The organism is Pseudomonas sp. PA-6-3C (assembly GCF_021605825.1).
In the GTDB taxonomy this organism is placed as follows: domain Bacteria; phylum Pseudomonadota; class Gammaproteobacteria; order Pseudomonadales; family Pseudomonadaceae; genus Aquipseudomonas; species Aquipseudomonas edaphica.
Genome location: NZ_WKDV01000003.1, coordinates 114,247 through 134,293 on the forward strand (window position 1 = coordinate 114,247; position 20,047 = coordinate 134,293).

18 protein-coding genes are annotated in these 20,047 nt (G+C 58.5%); 8 read left to right on the forward strand and 10 right to left on the reverse strand.

The features are described 5' to 3' along the window. Positions 1 to 37: 37 nt before the first annotated feature. From GIW48_RS03660 to GIW48_RS03670, 3 genes are all read right to left on the reverse strand, one after another. Entirely contained in the window at positions 38 to 640 is a 603-nt protein-coding gene (locus tag GIW48_RS03660) for a hypothetical protein (protein ID WP_236460115.1), read from the reverse strand. Continuing rightward, positions 637 to 1,884, reverse strand: a complete 1,248-nt coding sequence (locus tag GIW48_RS03665) for a tyrosine-type recombinase/integrase (protein WP_236460116.1) — start codon at positions 1,882 to 1,884, stop codon at positions 637 to 639. Before GIW48_RS03665 ends, GIW48_RS03660 begins: the two co-directional genes overlap by 4 nt. A 256-nt stretch (positions 1,885 to 2,140) precedes the next feature. Then, positions 2,141 to 2,377, reverse strand: coding sequence for a DUF6124 family protein (locus GIW48_RS03670; protein ID WP_138450496.1), 237 nt, complete (start codon positions 2,375 to 2,377; stop codon positions 2,141 to 2,143). Positions 2,378 to 3,017: 640 nt separating this feature from the next. Here GIW48_RS03670 and GIW48_RS03675 point away from each other — a divergent pair. The 7 genes from GIW48_RS03675 to ycaC all read left to right on the forward strand — a co-directional run bounded on the left by GIW48_RS03675 (position 3,018) and on the right by ycaC (position 10,861). After that, positions 3,018 to 4,349 carry an amino acid permease gene (locus tag GIW48_RS03675; protein WP_236460117.1) on the forward strand — a complete coding sequence of 444 codons (1,332 nt, stop codon included), beginning with the start codon at positions 3,018 to 3,020 and terminating at the stop codon, positions 4,347 to 4,349. Beyond that, a complete protein-coding gene (locus tag GIW48_RS03680) occupies positions 4,333 to 5,628 on the forward strand; it encodes an aspartate aminotransferase family protein (protein WP_236460118.1) in 1,296 nt (431 codons plus the stop codon). Before GIW48_RS03675 ends, GIW48_RS03680 begins: the two co-directional genes overlap by 17 nt. Positions 5,629 to 5,702: 74 nt before the next feature. Next, entirely contained in the window at positions 5,703 to 6,431 is a 729-nt protein-coding gene (locus tag GIW48_RS03685) for a TetR family transcriptional regulator (RefSeq protein WP_236460119.1), read from the forward strand. Positions 6,432 to 6,550: 119 nt separating this feature from the next. Continuing rightward, positions 6,551 to 8,548 (forward strand): acetoacetate--CoA ligase, encoded by a 1,998-nt coding sequence (locus GIW48_RS03690; RefSeq protein ID WP_236460120.1) that lies wholly within the window; start codon positions 6,551 to 6,553, stop codon positions 8,546 to 8,548. Next, positions 8,545 to 9,723 (forward strand): thiolase domain-containing protein, encoded by a 1,179-nt coding sequence (locus GIW48_RS03695; RefSeq protein ID WP_099547570.1) that lies wholly within the window; start codon positions 8,545 to 8,547, stop codon positions 9,721 to 9,723. Before GIW48_RS03690 ends, GIW48_RS03695 begins: the two co-directional genes overlap by 4 nt. A 1-nt stretch (position 9,724) precedes the next feature. Continuing rightward, the gene (locus GIW48_RS03700) at positions 9,725 to 10,105 is read left to right on the forward strand and encodes a Zn-ribbon domain-containing OB-fold protein (protein ID WP_176991809.1); all 381 of its coding nucleotides are present in this window, start codon (positions 9,725 to 9,727) and stop codon (positions 10,103 to 10,105) included. A gap of 123 nt (positions 10,106 to 10,228) precedes the next feature. Further along, complete coding sequence (gene ycaC / locus GIW48_RS03705; protein ID WP_236460121.1) at positions 10,229 to 10,861, forward strand: isochorismate family cysteine hydrolase YcaC; 633 nt, start codon at positions 10,229 to 10,231, stop codon at positions 10,859 to 10,861. A gap of 140 nt (positions 10,862 to 11,001) precedes the next feature. On the opposite strand, the gene GIW48_RS03710 is transcribed toward ycaC, so the two are convergent. The 7 genes from GIW48_RS03710 to GIW48_RS03740 form a co-directional block, all read right to left on the reverse strand. Beyond that, positions 11,002 to 12,159, reverse strand: a complete 1,158-nt coding sequence (locus GIW48_RS03710; protein ID WP_099547567.1) for a glutathionylspermidine synthase family protein — start codon at positions 12,157 to 12,159, stop codon at positions 11,002 to 11,004. A 12-nt stretch (positions 12,160 to 12,171) separates the two neighbouring features. Then, positions 12,172 to 12,885, reverse strand: a complete 714-nt coding sequence (locus GIW48_RS03715; protein WP_236460122.1) for a DUF1190 domain-containing protein — start codon at positions 12,883 to 12,885, stop codon at positions 12,172 to 12,174. Between the two features lie 18 nt (positions 12,886 to 12,903). Further along, positions 12,904 to 13,332, reverse strand: coding sequence for a DUF350 domain-containing protein (locus GIW48_RS03720; protein ID WP_017136013.1), 429 nt, complete (start codon positions 13,330 to 13,332; stop codon positions 12,904 to 12,906). 15 nt (positions 13,333 to 13,347) lie between these two features. Continuing rightward, positions 13,348 to 14,010 (reverse strand): DUF2491 family protein, encoded by a 663-nt coding sequence (locus GIW48_RS03725; protein WP_099547566.1) that lies wholly within the window; start codon positions 14,008 to 14,010, stop codon positions 13,348 to 13,350. A gap of 172 nt (positions 14,011 to 14,182) precedes the next feature. Continuing rightward, entirely contained in the window at positions 14,183 to 14,743 is a 561-nt protein-coding gene (locus tag GIW48_RS03730; RefSeq protein WP_017136011.1) for a rhomboid family intramembrane serine protease, read from the reverse strand. 171 nt (positions 14,744 to 14,914) lie between these two features. Further along, positions 14,915 to 15,613, reverse strand: coding sequence for a PspA/IM30 family protein (locus GIW48_RS03735; protein ID WP_017136010.1), 699 nt, complete (start codon positions 15,611 to 15,613; stop codon positions 14,915 to 14,917). Between the two features lie 17 nt (positions 15,614 to 15,630). Further along, entirely contained in the window at positions 15,631 to 16,212 is a 582-nt protein-coding gene (locus GIW48_RS03740; protein ID WP_032865490.1) for a YjfI family protein, read from the reverse strand. 646 nt (positions 16,213 to 16,858) lie between these two features. Here GIW48_RS03740 and GIW48_RS03745 point away from each other — a divergent pair. Continuing rightward, positions 16,859 to 20,029, forward strand: a complete 3,171-nt coding sequence (locus GIW48_RS03745; protein ID WP_236460124.1) for a hypothetical protein — start codon at positions 16,859 to 16,861, stop codon at positions 20,027 to 20,029. Positions 20,030 to 20,047: the final 18 nt, after the last annotated feature.

Sequence of the window (20,047 nt, forward strand, 5' to 3'; positions counted from 1 at the left end):
AGAAAATCCCCCTCCGTATCGAGAATACCCATATCCGTCACGGGCGAGGTGTTTTCCTACGACCTCCCCTCCTTGCGTAGTCAGGGGCCACGGGCTTTATCCATACCTTGATGCGCTCTGCAGAGTCGGGAAGGAGATCAGCCATACCCTCATCAGCAAGCCTTCTGTAGACTTTGTCAGCCATGGTACTGCTCCGAATCTCCTGACCCAGATCGGCAGCCCACATTTCTTGAGCCAACTCCCTCGCCCTTGCCATAGCGGGCTCTTTCCGGCCATTACGGTTGGCAAGTGGAGCTATTCGGCGTACCTCTGCTCTCATACGCTCGCGGGCTACGACTATCGCAACCTTGAACATCGCAATCATGACCTTTTGAGATGCCCTAGCGACCTCGCTCTTCAGCTTGGGATTCTCTACAGCAATTCGCTCCAGCTCGGCCAAGCCCGTGCGAAACCCTCTGACAATTTGCGGCTTGGCCTCATCTTCCCCCAATATCAAGCAAATGGTTTCAGCAATTTCGTTCATCCTGGCAAATGAAATTTGCTTAGGGCCGGCCCTCGCCAACTCATCATCAATCACATGGCCGAGTTTCGTGATAGCCGCGCCCACTAGCTTGTAAGTTGGTGTGGCCTCTCGCTTCATGCCATCTTTCCTGGCAACAACCCAGCGGCAGCTGGGTGAGACTTACTTACAGCAAATTTTGCCCATGCCTTCATTAGCTGCCCGCGCTTCACAAAAAAATCTGATCGATTATAGGCGCTCTCCGTCTGGGTACGCTCGTCATGCGCCAACGCCATCTCACAAATTTCGCGAGGAAAATTCGTACTCTCCGCAGCCCAATCCCGAAATGAGCTACGGAAGCCATGCCTAGTAATATCTGCATGGCCCAGCCCATGCAGCAAATTTCGGACTCCATTTGCGTGCATCACTCCAGTTTTTCCTTGCCCTGGAAATACGTAATCTGAAGTAGATGATTGCTTCAGTTCCTTCATTAGCTCCACTACTTCGTCTGCTAATGGGATTTGAAAAGCAGCATTCGTTTTCATCCTGAGTGCTGAGAGCGACCAGACTTTGGCTTCCAAGTCGAGCTCGTCCCATCTGGCGAAGCGAACCATTTTGCTACGGGCGCCAGTGAGTATCAGGAGGCGAGCCGCGTAAGCATCGCGCGTTGAAATAGCTGCGAGCTTGGACATTAAGAATGGTACCTCCCGCCATTTCATAGCTGGAAAATGCTCGCGCTCCCTCGCCTTTTTCTTATCTGCCCTACTGAGAAGATTTTCTAGATGTCCCCGCCATCTAGCCGGGTTTTCCCCGTCTCTCCAGCCCAGTGCTTTAGCTGCGTCTAAGATTTGTTCAATTTGCCCCCGTACCTCGTCAGCGGTGCGGGTTTTAGAGCTCCATATAGGTGCGAGTATCTTGAGCACTAACGGAGTATCAATCTCGGCCACAGGTGTCATGCCAATAACAGGGAAAACATACAGTTCAAGCTTTCTCCACCAACCTCTGTACCATTTTTCCGACCATCCTGACCCCTGCCTTTCTCGGTACCCCTCTGCGGCAGCTTGGAACGTAACCTTCCTGGCCTCTTTGGCATTCGCGGCCTTTCGCTTTGATTCTTTGTGGGACTCACGCGCGTCCAGGGGATCGATGCCCAGTGCAACCGCATGCCTTGCGTCATCTGCAAGCTTTCGAGCGTCCTTAAGGCCGATGGTGGGAAATGGGCCAAGCCCCATGTACCGACTTTTCCCTTCGATTTTATAGCGGTAGATCCAGCTTACCCCCCCTGTCTTACTGATCTGAAGATATAGCCCTCTACCATCTCCAGTCATACCTGCAAGACCCGCCTTGGTCAGGCTCTGAATCCTAAGCGCGTTCAATCCCGCCATTCTGGCTTCTCCATACCCACACCTTGACCCACACTTATCGAGCGGATTTTCCCGAATCGTAATGGACGCTAATGGATGAGACAACCGTTTTTTCTTAGGTAAACAAAGGGTTGTGCGGACACTGCTGGACGGTAATAGAAGCTATAGAAGCCGGCCACAAGCCGGCTTTTTAATGCCTGTAAGAATCACAATCCAGTAGTCCAACAGTTGTCGGACTACTGGAGCCGCTTATTGCCTCACCCGCCTCTCTGGTGCGTTATCCAGGCTGCATACACTCCACAGCCCGATCCGCCACCATCTTCGCCATCTCCACCAAATGCATTACCGCCCTGTGCGGCGCACCCAGCGGTTCACCCAGTGCCTGCGATGTAGCCACCGCACACTGCAACAGCTCGGCTACGCGCACCCAGGCATCTTCAAAGCTCAGTTCTTCATTAACAGTAAATGGCTTGGTCGCAGCCGATGAGGGCAAATCCGAAACAACGTTATCCATAGCAAAACTCCAATCGATAATTTGGAGCTGCCAAGATCCGCGACTAAACGAAAGGCGGCAGCTGTACGCAGGTTAGTCGACCGGTCGATTGGGAACCCGGCGCACCCGGAGGTGCCCTGCGCACAGCCACCATAAGATGCAGGCGAAGGGGGGCCTGACTCATGAATTGCTTATGCGCCAATCGAATCCGGGCGACTAAACCCGATCACTGAAAAAACAGTGACGGAACGCAGCCTAGTCGCGGAATTTAGCTGGCGCAAGCGACTGGAATTCTCTAGGAAACGTCCTTCAAATGAAAGGGATCCGCCCTGCTGGCCCTTGAAAATCACCCCTGATTCTCGACCGTATCCCCCCCACCCATCTGTTTCCCCAGGTGACACGCTTTCACCCTCGCCCCAATCGACATCGCCCCAACGAACCTTCCTACAAACATATCTAAACAGCCCGTTTAAAAACCGCTTGCCGCCGCGTTTAATATTTGGCCCAAAACCTGCTTATTGCACACCGTACAATAAAATCCGGTCTGAGCCGGGCCACCTCACTACTGCTGTGCAATACAGCTCGGGGAATGCTGATGTCCACACCACCGCTTCACTCTTCCAACCATGGCTTGGCGCGGTCGCTCAAGGAGCGTCATGTGATGTTGATTGCTATCGGCGGCATTATTGGGGCCGGTTTGTTTCTGGGTTCGGGTAAGGCAATTGCCACGGCGGGACCGGCGTTGTTGCTGGCGTATGCGTTGTGTGGGGGGATGGTTTATTTGATTGCGCGGGCGCTGGGGGAGTTGTCGTTGTATCGGCCCGGTAGCGGGTCGTTTGCGACGTATGCGGAGGAGTTTTTGGGGCCGCGGGTGGCGTTTATCACGGGGTGGTCGTATTGGTTGATCTGGATTCTGGTGGGGGTGCTGGAGGTTACGGGGATCGGCTTGTTGATGAAATATTGGTTCCCGGAGTTGGCGCAGTGGATTCCGGCGTTGGTCACCACGGTGGTGTTGATGGTGATCAATTTGTTTGCGGTGAAGACGTTTGGCGAGGTGGAGTTCTGGCTGGCGTTGATCAAGGTGGTGACGATTGTCGGGCTGATTGCTGCAGGCTTGGCGATTCTGATATTCGGGCTCGATACGTCGTCGCAAACCACCCCTTCAATCACCAACCTGTGGCGGCACGGTGGGTTTTTCCCGAATGGCTGGAGTGGCTTTTGGTACGCGATACCGTTGGCGGCGTTTACCTTTGCCGGGGTCGAGGTGATTGGCTTGGTGGCTGCGGAAACGGCCAACCCGGAGCGCACATTGCCGCGAGCGATCAATAGCATCATCTGGCGGATGGCTATTTTTTATATCGGGTCGATCGCGGTGATCATGGCCCTTTATCCCTGGAACCAGATCGATACCTCGCAAAGCCCGTTTGTGAGGGTGTTCGACAGCATTGGCCTGGGGATTGCGGCCGGGCTGATCAACTTTGTGGTGATCAGTGCGCTGGCGTCGTCGTGCAATACCGGGTTGTTTGCCACCAGCCGGATGTTGTTTGCGCTGTCGCATATTCAGCAGGCACCCCGTCAATTGCAGGTGTTAAGCCCGCGCCAGGTGCCGGCGCGTTGCTTGATGGTGTCGACCGCGATTTTGCTGGTGGGGGTCTTGCTGAACTATTTGATGCCGGAACGTATTTTCAACCTATTGATCACCGGCATTTTGGGCCTGTTGATTTGGGTGTGGGCGGTGATCATCACCACGCATATGGCGTATCGACGCAAGGTGCAGCGCGGTGAGTTGCCGCTGATGGCGTATCGCTTGCCGTGGGCTCGGGGCAGCAGCGTGTTGGTACTGTTGTCTTTGGCTGGGTTGACGGTGCTGGTGATTCGCGACCCGGAGACGCGCACGGCGTTTTATGTGGCGGCGGCCTGGTTTGCGCTGTTGCTGCTGGTGTATCCGAAGCGCAACGCATCCAAGGAGGTGAGCGATGTTCACAGCGCCTGATAGGTCCGTGTTGCAGCGCTGCATCAACCGCTATACCCACGCCAACCCCAACAGCGCCCGGCAACTGGACGTGGCCGCGCGGGTAATGCCGGGTGGCAATACGCGCTCAGTGCTGTTTTATGAACCGTTTCCGTTGGTGATGTCGGGCGGGACGGGCTGTTTTCTGGATGACCTGGACGGGCATCGTTATGTCGACTTTCTCGCCGAATACACCGCAGCGCTGTATGGGCACTCCCACCCGGTGATCACCCAGGCACTGACGACGGCGATGGCAAACGGGCTGAACCTCAGCGCCCCTACGCAACTGGAAGCGCGGTTGGCAACGCTGATCGTGGAGCGCTTCGGTTGTATCGAACAGGTGCGCTTTACCAATTCCGGTACCGAGGCGAATCTGCTCGCGCTGGCGGCGGCACGGGCCTATACCGGGCGCGATGGCGTCATCGCGTTTAACGGCGGTTATCACGGCGGCGTGCTGAGTTTTGCCGGGCCAGGCACGCCGATGAATGTGCCCCACCGCGTGTACCTGGCGGATTACAACGATCTACGCAGTGTCGAGCGTTTGCTGTTTGAGCACCCTGGCGCGTGTGCGGCGATCCTCGTGGAGCCGATGTTGGGCGCTGGTGGCTGTATCTGCGCCGCGCCGGGCTTTCTCGAGGGTTTGCGCGCGTTGAGCCGTGCGCATGGGGTACTGCTGGTGTTCGATGAGGTGATGACTTCACGCCTTGGCCCAGGCGGTTTACAGGAAAAGCTCGGTATAACGCCTGACCTGATGACCCTGGGCAAATACCTCGGCGGTGGGATGCCCTGTGGAATGCTGGGCGGCCGACGAGACATCATGGCGCAGTTCGATCCGCGCCATGGCAGCCTCTCTCACGCAGGTACCTTTAACAACAACGTACTGACCATGGCGGCGGGTATCGCTGGATTGGAGCAGGTGTATACCCGTGAGCAAGCCATTGCGTTGAATGCAAGGGGCGACCGGTTGCGCGAGCAACTGAACGAGGTGCTCGCCTGCATGCCGATGCAGTTTACCGGGCAGGGTTCAGTGATGAACCTGCATCCCACAGGCTTGCCGATTCTTCGGCCCACGGATATCCCAACGGACCGAAACCGCCTACGGGACCTGTTCTTTTTTCACCTGCTTGAATGTGGGATCTACAGTGCACGGCGCGGGCTGTTTGCGTTGAGCCTGCCGCTGACCGAGCACGAAATGAATCGGCTGGTTAACGCTACACAGGCATTTGTAGAACGCTATGGAGGCATGTTGACCAGAGACTGACGCCGCGCCTGGAAGAGCGACAGCGAATCGACGACCGGCTATCCTTTCGCCGTCGCTCAACCGGAACAACGTCCATGACCAGCAAAACCGCAAACCCACGAGGCAGGCGTAAAAAAACCGTTGGCGAAGACCCGCAAAACCAACTGAATAAAGACACGATTATCGCCGCCGCATTGGCATTGATCGACCGCGAAGGCCTGGAAAAATGCAGCCTGCGCAACTTGGCAAATAGCCTGGGCGTGTACCCCACGGCCATTTACTGGTACGTCTCGTCACGTGAATTGCTGTTGAGCGAAGTGTTGGCCAAAGTCCTCGAACAGGTGGCACCGCAGCCTCAGGAGCGCTGGCAGGACTACCTTCGCGCCACTCTGGTTAATTGCCATAACGCTGTGCACCAGCACCCGAATGTGGCGCCGTTACTCGGTGCGCAACTGGTCTCCAACACCCGCACCGACTTCAAGTTGGTGGAAGGCGTATTGGCAGCGTTGCAGCAAGCGGGTTTCAGCGGGCATTCATTGGCTGGCGCCTACAACACATTTATCGCCGCCCTTGCCGGTTTCACCACCTTGGAGTTCGCCCCGCTGCCGGAGAACACCGAGGCGTGGCAGAAGCAAGTACAGGAAAGCCTGCAGGCCGTTGACGCCGAGCAGCACCCGACCCTTGCGCAGAACATGGACCAGCTCAGCAACCGAGGTTTCAGCCTGCGCTGGCAAAATGGTGTGCACGCGCCGCTGCATGAGAGCTTTGCGTTTTATGTCGACACCTTCCTCTGCGGCCTGGAAACCCTGGCATCGCGTCGCTGAAAAATCGCACAACATAATCAGAAAGCCCATCAATTGTACGTCGTACAATTTATCGCTACAGTCCGTCACGCATGAATACCCCATGACCCTAAAAACAAAAACGTCAGAGGTCTTTAATCGTGGCGACTGCATTCAACGAAGTGGTCCAGGGCCAACGGCTTTGGCAGCCCTCCCCTGAACATATCCAACATACCCGCCTCACGCATTACCTGGCTTGGCTCAAACGCGAGCGCGGGCTGAGTTTTGTCGACTACCACGGGCTATGGCAGTGGTCGGTCGATGATCTGGACGCTTTCTGGCAATCGATCTGGGACCACTTCAAGGTGCAGACCAGTAGCCCGTACCACGCGGTGCTGGGTGAACGTACGATGCCAGGTGCAGAGTGGTTTCCCGGCGCGCAGCTGAATTTTGCCGAACACATTTTGCGCAACGAACGGCAAGGCGATGCGCTGCTCTACCTGAGCGAATCCGCTGCGTTGCAGGGCTTGCCATGGGTCGAGTTCTGCGACCAGGTGCGCACGCTCGCCAGCTATCTGCGAGAGCTCGGCGTAGTGCCCGGTGATCGCGTGGTGGCTTACCTGCCAAACATTCCCGAGGCGATGATTGCGCTATGTGCCTGCGCAGCCATCGGTGCGATCTGGGCCAGTTGCTCGCCGGATTTCGGCAGCGAGGGTGTGCTGGATCGGGTGCGGCAATTAGCGCCGAAAGTGCTGTTGGCGGTGGACGGTTACCGGTATGGCGGCAAGGTGTTTGACCGGCGCGACCAGGTCCGGCAGATCGTCGGCGAGTTGGGCAGTATCCAACAGGTGATTGTGCTGCCGGCGCTGTTTGCTGATGAGCCATTGACGCTGCCTAACGCCATCGACTGGCACAGCTTGCGCCTGCGCCCCAGCGTGCCCGCCGCCGATTTCCAGTGCGAGCAAGTCCCCTTCGATCATCCGTTATGGGTACTGTTCTCGTCCGGCACCACGGGGGTGCCCAAAGCCATCGTTCACAGCCATGGCGGGGTTCTGCTGGAGCAGCTCAAAGCACTGCATCTGCACCTGGATTTTCGTGCGGGTGACACCGCCTTCATTTTCACCACCACCGGCTGGATGATGTGGAACACCTTGTTCAGTGCCTTGCTCTGCGGTGTACGCCCGGTGCTTTACGACGGCCATCCCACCTGGCCAGGCACCGATGCGCTGTGGCAAATCCTGCAAGACAGCCGCGCGAGTTTTTTCGGCACCAGCCCCACCTACATTGAACTGATGCAACGCGAGGGGGTGGTGCCCGGCGAGCGTTTTGACCTGCACGCACTGCGCACGGTAATGCCGGTGGGGTCGCCGGTTTCACCGCAGTGTAATGCATGGTTTTACCGCAACCTGAGCACGGCGGTGTGGGTCAACACGGGCAGCGGCGGTACGGATATCTGCACCGGTTTGGTCAGTGGCGTACCGACCTTGCCGGTGTATGCCGGCGAGATCCAGGCGCGCGCCCTGGGGGTGGATGCCCATGCGTTTGATGCGCACGGCCAACCGGTGATCGATCAAGTCGGCGAGCTGGTGGTGAGGTCGCCCATGCCGTCGATGCCGGTGTATTTCTGGAATGACCCCACGGGAGAGCGCTATCGCGACAGCTACTTTCAGCCGTGGCCGGGCGTGTGGCGCCATGGGGATTTCTTTTTGCTCAATGCTCGCGGCGGCTGCCAGGTGCTGGGGCGTTCCGATGCGACGCTGAACCGCTTTGGCGTGCGGATCGGCACGGCAGAGATTTACCGGGCGCTGGAGCACATCGCAGAAATCGAGGATGCACTGATCGTTAACCTTGATTTGCCCGAGGGCGGTTTCTTTATGCCGCTGTTTGTACAGCTGCGTGCCGACGCGGTGTTGGATGAGCCTTTGCAGCAACGCGTGAACGACTGCCTGCGCCTGGCGTGCACACCTCGGCATGTGCCGGACTGCATCCTGGCTGTACCGCTGATTCCCACCACCCTCACCGGGAAAAAAATGGAAGTGCCGGTACGCCGGATCCTGATGGGACACGACCCGCAGAAAGTCGCCAACCCCAGCGCCATGCGTGACCCGCAGGCGCTTGAGTTCTTTATCGAATACGCCGCCCGGAGCCGTCAGCCATGAGGGGTAAAGCTTATATCGTGGGTGCCTATGAACACCCTACCCGCCACGCCACGGACCGCTCCCTGGCGCAGTTGCATGCCGATGTGGCACGCGGCGCACTGGAGGATGCGGGGCTGAGCCTCAGTGATGTCGACGGCTATTTCTGCGCCAGCGATGTACCGGGCTGGGGAGCGCCAGGCGTAGGGCCGTTCTCCATGGTCGAGTACCTGGGTATCCAGCCACGGCACCTGGATACGACGGAAAGTTGGGGCTCGTCCTACATGCATCAAGTCGCCCAGGCTACACGCGCCATCGCCGATGGGCGCTGCCGTGTCGCCTTGATCACCCAGGCCGGGCGCCCGCGTGCCGAGCGCCAACGTCCGCAAAGCAGCGCATTAGACCCAGCGTACAGCGCCTGTGAAGCACCGTTTGAAACGCCCTATGGCGCTGCCGTGGTCAACCGCTACGCGATGTGCGCCATGCGCCATCAGTACGAACACGGCACCACGGCCGAGCAATTGGCCTGGATAAAAGTCGCGGCATCGCACCATGCCCAGCACAACCCGCAGGCCATGTTGCGTAATGTGGTGACGGTGGAAGACGTACTGAGTTCACCCTGGGTCGCCGCCCCTTTGCGGCGCTTGGACTGCTGCGTGATCAGCGACGGCGGCGGCGCCCTGGTGCTGGCACATCCGGCCATTGCGCGCTCGCTCAAACGGCCGCTGATTACGCCTATCGGTTCGGGCTATGCGATTAACCATCTGAACGGCGGTTACTTCGACCTGCTGACCTCAGGTGGCGCGCAATCCGGCGCCGATGCATTTGGCGAGGCGCGCCTCACACCTGGCGATATTGACTACGCCTCGCTGTACGACAGCTTCACCATCACCGTATTGATCCAGCTGGAAAACCTCGGTTTTTGCGCCCCTGGCCAGGGCGGCGCCTTTGTCAGCGACGGCAAGTTGATCAGCGGTGTCGGCCCCTTGGCGGTAAACACTGACGGCGGCGGCCTGTGCAATAACCACCCCGGCCATCGCGGCGGCATGGCCAGGCTAATTGAGGCTGTGCGCCAGTTGCGCGGCGAAGCACACCCGGCCGTTCAACGGCCTCATTGCGCACTGGCTCTGGCCCACGGCACCGGCGGCCTGCTGGGCTCACGCCACGGCAGCGCCACACTCATACTGGAGCGCCTTTGATATGCCACTGACCTCACCGCACATCACCGCGGAAAGTGCGCCCTTCTGGGCTGCCGCCAATCAAGACCAACTGTTGCTACGCCGTTGCCTGGACACCGGCAAGGCCTACTACTACCCCCGCGATCACAGCCCGTTCACCGGCAGCACCGCAACCGATTGGATCGTCGCCAGCGGTGGCGCCACCTTGTACAGCTTCAGCTATAGCGGGCGCGCAGACGACGTGCATTGCATTGCCTACGTGACGCTCGACGAAGGGCCAACGATGTTGTCGGTCATCCAGTGTGAGGCTGCGCACCGCTTGTGCATCGGGCAACGGCTCAAGGTGGCGTTTGCGCCCACGCCGAGCGGCCAAAAAGTCCCGGTGTTTGTTCCGTCAGTTTGATTGTCCTTTTTAAGTTGACGGTAAGACACATGCCAGCCGATTTATCACGTCCAACCCTCCCATTAATCTGTGCCCATGTTGAACGCAACGCCAAACCAACCCAATCAAAAAAGGACTTCAACCATGAGCACTCCAACCCTCAGCCGCTTGAACAAAGACGACGCCATTGTTCTGCTGATCGACCACCAAACCGGCCTGATCTCGCTGGTACAGGACTTCTCCCCCAACGAGTTCAAGAACAACGTGCTGGCCCTGGCGGACGTCGCCAAGTTCTTCAACTTGCCGACCATCCTCACCACCAGCTTCGAGCAAGGCCCCAACGGCCCGTTGGTGCCGGAGTTGAAGGAGATGTTTCCGGATGCGCCTTATATCGCTCGCCCTGGTCAGATCAATGCGTGGGACAACGAGGATTTCGTCAAGGCGGTCAAGGCGACTGGGCGTAAGCAGATCATTATTGCGGGTGTGGTGACGGATGTGTGTGTGACGTTCCCGACGTTGTCGGCGCTGGCGGAGGGGTTTGAGGTGTTTGTGGTGACGGATGCGTCGGGTACGTTTAATACGACGGTGCAGCAGGCGGCGTGGAGCCGGATGGTGCAAGCGGGAGCGCAGATGATGAATTGGTTTTCGGTGGCGTGTGAGTTGCAGGGTGACTGGCGCAACGATATCGAGGGGCTGGGGAATTTGTTGTCGCAGCGGATTCCTAACTATCGGAACTTGATGAACAGCTATTCGGTGCTGGCAGCGCGTCAGGGGTGAGGTTGAGCGGCTTTAACCTGTGGGAGCGGGCTTGCCCGCGATGGCGGTGAATCAGTCACTACATTCGGTGGCTGACATACCGTCATCGCGGGCAAGCCCGCTCCCACATTTGGGCTTTGCTGCGTTGCAATTGGGGTGGTTCAGTCGAGGATCAGGTGCGGTAGAAACCGGCTTGAGTCCTTGGTGATCAGGCTGTTGTCTTCGCGCACGCCGATGCCTGCGGCTTGGTCAGCGATGACCCAGGAGCCGATCAGTGTGTAGCTGTCGCCAAACCTCGGCAGCGGCGCAAATTCTTGAAGGATAAACGGCGCGTCCGTGTAGGGGCCGTCTTCTTTTACGATCAGGCCGTCGTCGGTTTGCAGTTCGATGTTGGCGCCTTCGCGGGAGAAGAACGGTTTGCGCACCCAGCCCTTTGGCACGGCTTTGCCGGGGTCGGGGTCCAGGTGGGAGGCAAGCAGGTTCGGGTGGCCTTTATTGAACTCCCACAGCAGCGGCAGGATGCCTTTGTTGGAGAGGATGGCTTTCCACGCGGGCTCGAAGAACTGGGTGTCGCTCTGGGCAATCGCGGCGCCGAAGGGTTCGTGGAAGATGAACTCCCAGGCGTGCAGTTTGAACAGGTGGGGAATCCAGCGATCCTCAAGGTCGACGAAGCGGCCTTCGCTGGTGAGGCCGATGTCTTCGATATCGATGTGGCGGGATTCGATGCCGACTTTTTCGGCGACCAGGCGCAGGTAGTCGGTGGTGCCTTTGTCTTCGATCGAGTCTTTCATCGAGGCGAAGTAGAACGGCTGGTTGAGCTGCAATTGGGCGAAAGCTTGATGCAGCTTGGTGTCGATGCTGTTGAACTGGTCGGCGTGCTTGGGCAGCAGGCCGCGTTCGATGCATTGTTCCAGCCAGCCCCACTGAAACGCCGCCGCTTCGTAGAGGCTGGTGGGTGTGTCGTAGTTGAGCTCGAGCAGTTTGGCTGGGCCGCTGCCGTTGTAGGAGAAGTCCATGCGCCCGTACAGGTGCGGGTGGCCTTCGAGCCAAGAAGTGCGGATCATGTCGAAGAACGGCGCGGGAATGCTCAGGCGTTCCAGCAGTTCCTCGTTCTGCACCACGCGGGCCACGAGGTCCATGCACATGTCATGGATCTCGGTGGTCGGGTCTTCGAGGTCGCGCTCAATTTGCTGGAGCGTGAACTGGTAGTACGCGCTTTCGTCCCAGTAGGGTTCGCCGTCGATAGTATGGAACAGGAAGCCGAGGCTGTCGGCGGTCTGTTTCCAGTCATGACGTTCTGCGCAGTGGATCTTCTTCATGGCCTGGCTTCCTTAACTGCTCGAACCACCGCCGCCCCAGCCGCTGCGGGCGCTGGCTTTGCTGCCAAAACCGCCACGGGAGGTGGACGACGCAACGTTCACCGGTTTGCTGGAGGAGCGCAGCGTGTTGGAGTAATTGCTGCTGCCATATCGGGCCTGGTTGGAACGGCCAAAGGTCGCCCCGTTGGAGACACGCTGGTTGAGCGTCGAGTTGCCGTAATTGCCACGATCATCGCGGTAGCGGTACACCGGCTCGGAGCGGTAGCTGTTGCGATTGTTGCTGAGCATGTTGCCGATCAACAGGCCGGTCAGCAGGCTGCTGGTGGAGAAACCTGAGCCACCGCTGTTGGCTTGCGAACCGGCGACTTGGGCATTGGCGGCATCGACCTGGGATTGGGTCACCTGGCCTTCGGCGGTCAGTTCGAAACCGCCCAGCCTTGGGATGAACTTGCCGGAGGAGTCTTGCTGGCACCAGTCGGCGACAAAGTCGGCATCGCAATCGGTCTGCCTGTCGTACACCGGCGCGATGCGGCGGTGCTCGGCCATGGCGGTCATGTAGGCGTCGGAGCAGACGTCGACCGGCAGCTTTTCATCGGCGCACTGCTGTACCGACTGGAAGTTGTACTTCTTCTGCAAATCGTAGGTTTTTTCGGTCGGCCCGCAGCCGGATATCGCCATGGCGACCGACGCTGCCAGCGACAGCTGGACGTACTTGCTTCGTTTCATCGAGAGCTCCGTGCGCAATCAGTACTGGGTGGGCGTCATGCACGCGGCGTTCAGCATGCCGACGCTGATAGCCACGGCGGCCACGTAGATGCCGGCCGCGACTTCGCCGTTCTTGATGCGCTCGGACGTGCCTTTGAGCACCAGGCTGGTCAGCAGAAACGCCAGCAGTTGGACGACGGCGGCGATCACCGACCAGACGACAAAATCCAGCAGGCTGATGGAGTAGGCAATCACATTGCTGGCCGGAATAGCGAAGCCAATGATCGCGCCGCCCAGGGCGACCGACGCCGAAACGTTGCCGGCGCGGATCAGTTCGAACTCCTTGTGCGGAGTGATGCGGGTGTAGATGAACTGGAACAGCGCGAACAGCACCGCAGCCCCCAGGATGTAGATGACAAAGCCGAGCACAGCCGCTTTGTTCAGGGAGATGGAGAGAGCTTCTAGCATGGATGGCTTCCTTTTTTAGAGCGCAGTCAGGTCGGTTGTGTACAGCGAAATGCCCAGCGACGTGCTCAGGCTGATGCCACCCTCGGCATCTTCTTCGACGGAAAACAGCAGGAACTCGCGGCGATCGGTCAGGCCGGTGTCACGGGCGTACAGCATCGAACGGTGCTCGACGTTGTAGGCGTCTTCCGGGTTTATCACGCGCTCGCTCATCGCCACCAATTCGGTCTGGCCGGCTTCGCTGCCCCAAACACGGGTGTATTCGACGCCGTTGTGGGTGTAAGTCGGTAGCCCGATCAGGCTTTGTGGGCCTGCCAGCCGACGCAGTTCCGCTTCGCTGCTGAGGGTGACGTAGCTCAAGTAATTGAACAGGATCACCGACTCGACCTGCCCGGCGACTTCGCCGGTGGTGTGCACCTGCAGCCAGTAATCTTCGTCGTTCATGTAGTAGCGCGACAGCCAGGTCGATTGCCCGAGGTCAACGGTGCCGTTGGCCCAGACTTCCTGGGAGCCGGGGATCACCACCGAGGTTTTCCCATCGAGCAACAATTTCAGGGTGGTGTCGAACATCACGCCTTTGCCGGGCGCCAGGCCTAGCGGGCCGGTGGTCGGCAGCGGCGATATTGACTCGGCATTCGTTTGTGGGGCCTCAAGCCCCATCAACTGTTTAAACCATCCCATTGGAGAGTTCCTTGAGGTGGGTGGAAGCGATAGAGAAGGGAATAGATGAGAAACAATAAAAGCGGAAGATGACGCCCGAGCGCCACACAAGAAAATTCGACATGTCGCCCCTGACTCCCTGGGTATTTGATTCCTGACGCCATCGCCTCAGCGTCGGTAGGCGCAAGTGCGTTCACCCGGCATTAAACCTGCTGCGCGGTGTTGAGAGAAGTACCTTGGCAGCAATAAAGCCGGCGAGCGCACCAAACAGATGCCCTTCGAAGGAAATCCCCTGGCGCGGCACAAACCCCATGATCAACCCGCCATAAAACACCGCCACCACACCGGCGATTAACAGGTTGCTCCAGCTCCTGTGGAACCAGGCGCGCGACAAGAGGTAGGCCCATAGCCCAAAGACCCAGCCGCTGGCACCGACGTGTACGCCGGTAAACCCGAACAGCCAGACCAGCGAACCGCCCAGCAGGATAATAATCGCGCTGACGGTTATGAAACGGTTGAGCCCTTCGGCCATGACCAGGGTGCCCAGCACCACAAACGCAATCAGGTTTGCGCTCAGGTGGGCAAAGGAGGCGTGCAGAAACGGTGAGGTGAGGATGCCGAACAGGCCCTGCACGGTCCTCGGGATCAGCCCGAATGCCATGAGGCTGTAACCGGTGGCGACATTGAGCAGTTGCAGCGCGACCATGAACACGGCCAGGCCTGCGATTGTCTTGAAACCCTTCAGGGCGTCCATCCTGACCTCGACGTAAAAAGGGCACAGTCAATGCCCGCCCGCTAAGAAAGAACACGGTCACTGTGGCGAGGGAGCTTGCTCCCGCTGGGCTGCGCAGCGGCCCTAAAAATGGGACTGCTACGCAGTCCAGCGGGAGCAAGCTCCCTCGCCACGGGTCGGGCAGTGGAAGCGCTACTCGGCCGACTTTTGCTTCAGACGCTCCAGAATCGCATTAGCGCTGCCGGTGTCCGGGGTGATGCCGGCTTCGCGCAGTTTGCGTTCCAGGTCAGTACCGGTCGATGCCTCGGCCAGTTCATCCTGGGCTTGCAGCTCAGCGGCACGTTGCTGCTGCTTGGCTTGCAGGCGGTTAAGTGTACCGACGGCGGTTTCCAGCTTGCCGTTGGCGCCGCCGCTGGCGACGGACGCGCTGACCTGGGCCTTTTGCACGCTTTCGCGGGCCTTGGCCATGTCCACTTGCTGGCGCAGGCTTTTGATCCGGCTTTCGGCCTTGGTGATGTCCTTGCGCATGCTGTCGGCGTAGCCACCGAACTCGGCGGTCTGCTTTTGCTCGGCGTCGCGCTCGTTGGTCAGGGTCGAAATGGCTTCGGCCACTTCCAGGGCCAGGTCTTCACGGTTGGCCTGGATAGCGGCCATCGCCTTGGATTCCAGGTCTTTGATCTTGGCGTCGTACTCGCCTACGCGGTCCGCTGCCAGCTTGTGCTTGGCCATGATGCTCACCAGCTCACGCTTGGCGTTGGCCAATGCTGTGTCGGCGTCGCGAATTTCTTGATCAAGGATGCGCAGGGCCTGTTGGTCGACGATCGATTCGCCGACTTCGCTGGCACCGCCACGCAGCGCGGTGAACAATTTGCTCCAGATGGACTGAGTCATTGGATACTCCCGAATACTTAATTGAAGAAACGTTCGAAGGCTTCGCTGGCGCGCTGCACGTTATCGACCAGGGTTTTCACCTCGGTCACGATGTTGGTCAGGCTGGAGTCGGAACTCAGCGCACCAAACATGTTGTAAACAACCTGCCCGTTCGGCATGGACTCGATACCGATCGACGACAACGGGAACATCTCCCGGCTGCGCAGCACGGCGTCATTGAAGGCGGTTACGTCGTTGATGGACTCGACGTCGACCAGCACGGTATCGACGATGATCTGCTCGCCCACCACCGCGATGTAAATCGGCAAGCCCCCGAAGTCGTTCATTTCCAGTTTGATGCTGGACTCGGAACCTTGAACCAGAGAAAGCGTAATGTCTTTGGCGACCACTTCGTCCAGGGCTTGCAGCGCGCTGAAGAGGCGGTCGATGTTCCAGTTGGTACCTGCGCTCATGAAATTCTCCGACATGAATGAGCCAGCCAGAATCGGTTGGCGAAGCTGTTTCTCCATTTGCTTGAGCAGGCTTCGGTTTTCGGGAAGCACCCAAGTCTCGTGTTTCACATAACCGGCGGCCGCCAGCCCCGCGCGCATCTGCTTCATGTAAAAGCTCGACGGCTTTTTAACCGGCGGTTTCAAGCGCTCTCCCTTGCGGCTTGCTGAATCGGTATCGGGCTCTGCGGGCGGGCTCGATGGAGAGCTGCTTTTCATGGTACTGGCCTCGTTGTGAAAATCTCACGCGTGAGAAAATCTACAGGCAATTTCCGCCAGGCTCAATAGCTCACGCGTGAGATTTTTTGTCTCACTTTTTCCCGCACCACCCAGCAGCGCCCATCGCTCAAGGCTGAGGCTCGATTGTTCCAATCTGATGAACGGTTAAATGCCGTTGTTGGCGCGCCCACACTTGCCTCGCCACGCTCTAGCGCAAGCGCACCGTGCCCACCGGGCTTTTTTTCGGGCACCGGCCTTACTGCATAAATGTTCCGAAATCACCTTGGCGTTGTGAATTGTTGTGAAGGCGTTGCGAATCAGCCAAAACTCCGTGCTAAGTTCAGTAACGTAGTTCCGTAACGTAGTTCCGTGACGTAGTTCCGTGACGTTGCGATTCACAGCATTCATACACAGCGGCCACCCAACTAAGGCCGCCCTCTTGTTATCAAATAAACAGCCTCGGGTAGTTAACCAGGAAGTTGTACGGCCCTGCGCGCCTTAAAAATAGCCGGGCCACACTTACATCAGGAGAATAACCATGGCAGCGAAGGTAGAAACGACCCCAAAGGACGCCGCGGTCACTAATAAGAGCTCTGTCGCTGCCTGGGAAAAGTCCGTCAAAAAAGCCGCCGCCGCGCCCAAAGATGAGTTGGGCAAAGGCCAGAAACGCCCCGAAGGTGACACCCGCTCGGCCCAGCAAATCATCGATGACACGCCCCTGCTTGCCCAACTGGGCAATCAAAGCGGGGTGAAGGACAACCTTAAAAAACAGGTCGGTGATTTTGATAAAGATGCGGATGCCGCCTATCGCGCCTCCAAGGTGCTGGAGCACGTGGAATACATCGACGAAGACGGCAAGCTCACCGATGGCAAGGAGGTCGGCAACCACAGCATCGACGGTTTCACCAAGGACGGCGAAGCCCGGCATGGCACCGAGGCGGGCCGTTTGCAGGACTTTGGCAAGTATGGGTATTCGAGCCTGCGCGGCGAAGTGGTCAAGTCGGACCTGGGCGACAAGCAGAAACGCCCCGACGGTGACACGCGTTCGGCCAAGGAGATTATCGACGCCACGCCCCTGCTGAAAAACCTCGGCAACCAGAGCGATGTGAAGGACAACCTCAAGAAGCAAGTGGGCGACTTCGAGACCGACGCCGACGCCGCGTACCGCGCCACCCAGGTGTTGGAACATGTAGTCAGCATCGATGAAAACGGCAAGTTGCTGACCGGTTATGACGCGCGCAATAAAGACAACGACAGCATTGATGGCTTCACCAAAGACAAAGAGGCCCGGCACGGCACCGAGGCCGGCCGCTTGCAGGATTTCGGCAAGTACGGCTACTCAAGCCTCAAGGGCGACCTGATGCACGTCAAGGACGCGACGCACACCGACAAGGCCGCGCCACCCGATGAGCCACAGGACGTGCAGGCCCTGCGCGACAAATACAACATCCCCACCTTCGGCGCCGAAGGGCTGATGGACATGGAGCTGCCCAACGACAAGACCGTGGGCGGCCAGACGGCCGAGAACTTTGTGCAAGGCATCCGCGATGACATCAAGAGCGGCAAGCTGACCGAGGACTCGGATGAAGCCAAGATCGTCAAGCTGATGGACGCCCAGGCCGCACTCGACAGTGGCTATGACCTGTACGGCTACGCCGAGAGTATCAACCTGGGCAGCGGCACTTACCGTGAAACGGATAAGACCCCGACTAAGTTGAACGGCAAGGACGTCAAGGAGATGGTCGACGAGGACAAACTCGCCAAAGAAATTTCCACACTCATGGGCAAAGAAGGCATTAAAGACCGTTACGACGTAGAACTTAAGAACAGTGTCGGCAGCTTGTCGCAAGATCGCTTGAATGAAGTTCGCGAGCAAGTGTTCCCGGCACTGTTCAAAGACGGCACGCGTGATGCCAACTTGAACTTCGAAGACTATGTAATTGCCATGAATGACTCGGGCGACCCAAAGAAATCCGAAATGGCCGAGTTAGACGTAGACCGTTATTTTGAATCGCTGCGCATCCTCGAACCGGACAGTTACACCGCACGCCGTCAGACATTCGACCAGAACATGATGACGCACCAGCTCAACACCTACATGGAGAACCCCGACAAGGTTTCGCCGGAAAATGCCGAAAGTGGGTTGAAAGCCTCGTTCACGATGATCAAGGGCGGTATCAACGCCGTCCTCGGTGGCTTGGACAAAGGCGACAAAACCTACGACATGTACAAAAAGATGAAGGATGAGATCGACATCCTCGACGGCCATATCAAAGGGCTGACACCGGCCGAAAACAAACAGATCGCAGCGGCCATTCGTCTCGCAGCCGCCAGCGGCGACCCGAAAGCCATCGACAAGGTGGTCGACACCCAGTTGAAGGGCCTGGGCGACAAACGCGAGGCGGCCGCCGGCTCCCTGAAGACGGTGTTGCACACCGCCAGTTCCACCGGCGGGCTGAGTGCCATGGCGGGCACCATGAACCTGGTCAGCGGCGCCCTGCAGCTTGCCAATGGCGGCGGCAACATGACCGACGACCAGAAAATCGCCGCAGCCAAAGACTTGGTCGCCGGCTTGAGCTTTACTAACGACTTCCTCAAGTTCGGTTCGAACATTGTGGAAACCCTGGGAGGCACTAAACCCTATGAACCTGACGTGGATAAAGACGGCAAAGGCCCGGCAAAAATCAAAGCTACTGAATGGCTGGGGCTGATCGACGAGAACCTGCCGGATATCTGGGGCAAGAAAGCCACCGAAAAATCCGACGCACTGGCTGCCTCCATCAGCACCCAGGTTAAAGAGTCGTCCGAAACCCTCAAGAAACTCGACGTGGGCAACCTGTCGGCCGATGAGGTCAAGGAGTACGACAACGCGGCCAAATCCCTTGGCGAACACATGGGTGTCAAGGACATTCCCGGCAAAGGTAGCCCGGCGTCAAAATCCGAGATTGCGATCGCCTCCGGGCGCTCGTTCCTGCGCTTTATGGGCGGCGCCGGCCTGGATTTGACCGGCGGCGTGATGGACATCGTTTCCGGCGCACGCAAACTCAAAAATGCCAAGACCGCACTGGAAAAAACCGACGCAGCCTTCACCCTGGGCGGGGGTGCATCCGGTACCGGTATGGCCATTGCCAATACCATCGCGATGTTCGCCCCCAAAGGCGCTCACCTGGCTGGCAAACTGGCCGGTGATGTTGCCGCCACCGTGGTACGCGGGCTCGCCATCGGCGCCCGTATTGCTGGCCCGGTTTTCGCCGTGGCCGGTGTGATCTTCGGGGTGGCAGGCACCTTGATCGCAGAGGCGGTCGAGCATGCCAAAATGCAAAAGCTCACCGACTCCCAAGGCAAGTTCTTCAAAGACCTCGCCGCTGCCGGCGTGACCAAGGACGACTGGGGCGACAAGCTCGAATACGCGCGTTATGCCACCTATATGTACGGCGGTCGCGACACGCCGGACGACAAATCGATGTTCGAGTACCAGTCGGACGAATGGAAACACTTCAAGGAAACCGAAGACAAAAAAGGCAGCTCCCTGACGCGGCTGGCACCCTACCTGCACAAGGACAGCGACCCCGACAGCAAGAACCTATGGGAAAAATTCCTGGCCGGCGGCACCAGCTCCAGCGGCCCCCATGGCAGTGAACGGCATACCGATGACTGGCGGCCCTGGGGCAGCACGGACATGGATGCGGGCAAGCAGGAAAGGGCATGATTTTATCCACTCAACGGT

Coding starts and splice junctions, on each gene's coding strand:
- GIW48_RS03665 (WP_236460116.1), bottom strand. CDS start 1,884: ATGGCGGGATTGAACGCGCTTAGGATTCAGAGCCTGACCAAGGCGGGT.
- GIW48_RS03695 (WP_099547570.1), top strand. CDS start 8,545: ATGAGGGGTAAAGCTTATATCGTGGGTGCCTATGAACACCCTACCCGC.
- GIW48_RS03670 (WP_138450496.1), bottom strand. CDS start 2,377: ATGGATAACGTTGTTTCGGATTTGCCCTCATCGGCTGCGACCAAGCCA.
- GIW48_RS03660 (WP_236460115.1), bottom strand. CDS start 640: ATGAAGCGAGAGGCCACACCAACTTACAAGCTAGTGGGCGCGGCTATC.
- GIW48_RS03740 (WP_032865490.1), bottom strand. CDS start 16,212: ATGAAGCAGATGCGCGCGGGGCTGGCGGCCGCCGGTTATGTGAAACAC.
- GIW48_RS03730 (WP_017136011.1), bottom strand. CDS start 14,743: ATGGACGCCCTGAAGGGTTTCAAGACAATCGCAGGCCTGGCCGTGTTC.
- GIW48_RS03710 (WP_099547567.1), bottom strand. CDS start 12,159: ATGAAGAAGATCCACTGCGCAGAACGTCATGACTGGAAACAGACCGCC.
- GIW48_RS03680 (WP_236460118.1), top strand. CDS start 4,333: ATGTTCACAGCGCCTGATAGGTCCGTGTTGCAGCGCTGCATCAACCGC.
- GIW48_RS03725 (WP_099547566.1), bottom strand. CDS start 14,010: ATGGGATGGTTTAAACAGTTGATGGGGCTTGAGGCCCCACAAACGAAT.
- GIW48_RS03720 (WP_017136013.1), bottom strand. CDS start 13,332: ATGCTAGAAGCTCTCTCCATCTCCCTGAACAAAGCGGCTGTGCTCGGC.
- ycaC (WP_236460121.1), top strand. CDS start 10,229: ATGAGCACTCCAACCCTCAGCCGCTTGAACAAAGACGACGCCATTGTT.
- GIW48_RS03715 (WP_236460122.1), bottom strand. CDS start 12,885: ATGAAACGAAGCAAGTACGTCCAGCTGTCGCTGGCAGCGTCGGTCGCC.
- GIW48_RS03675 (WP_236460117.1), top strand. CDS start 3,018: ATGTTGATTGCTATCGGCGGCATTATTGGGGCCGGTTTGTTTCTGGGT.
- GIW48_RS03735 (WP_017136010.1), bottom strand. CDS start 15,613: ATGACTCAGTCCATCTGGAGCAAATTGTTCACCGCGCTGCGTGGCGGT.
- GIW48_RS03685 (WP_236460119.1), top strand. CDS start 5,703: ATGACCAGCAAAACCGCAAACCCACGAGGCAGGCGTAAAAAAACCGTT.
- GIW48_RS03700 (WP_176991809.1), top strand. CDS start 9,725: ATGCCACTGACCTCACCGCACATCACCGCGGAAAGTGCGCCCTTCTGG.
- GIW48_RS03745 (WP_236460124.1), top strand. CDS start 16,859: ATGGCAGCGAAGGTAGAAACGACCCCAAAGGACGCCGCGGTCACTAAT.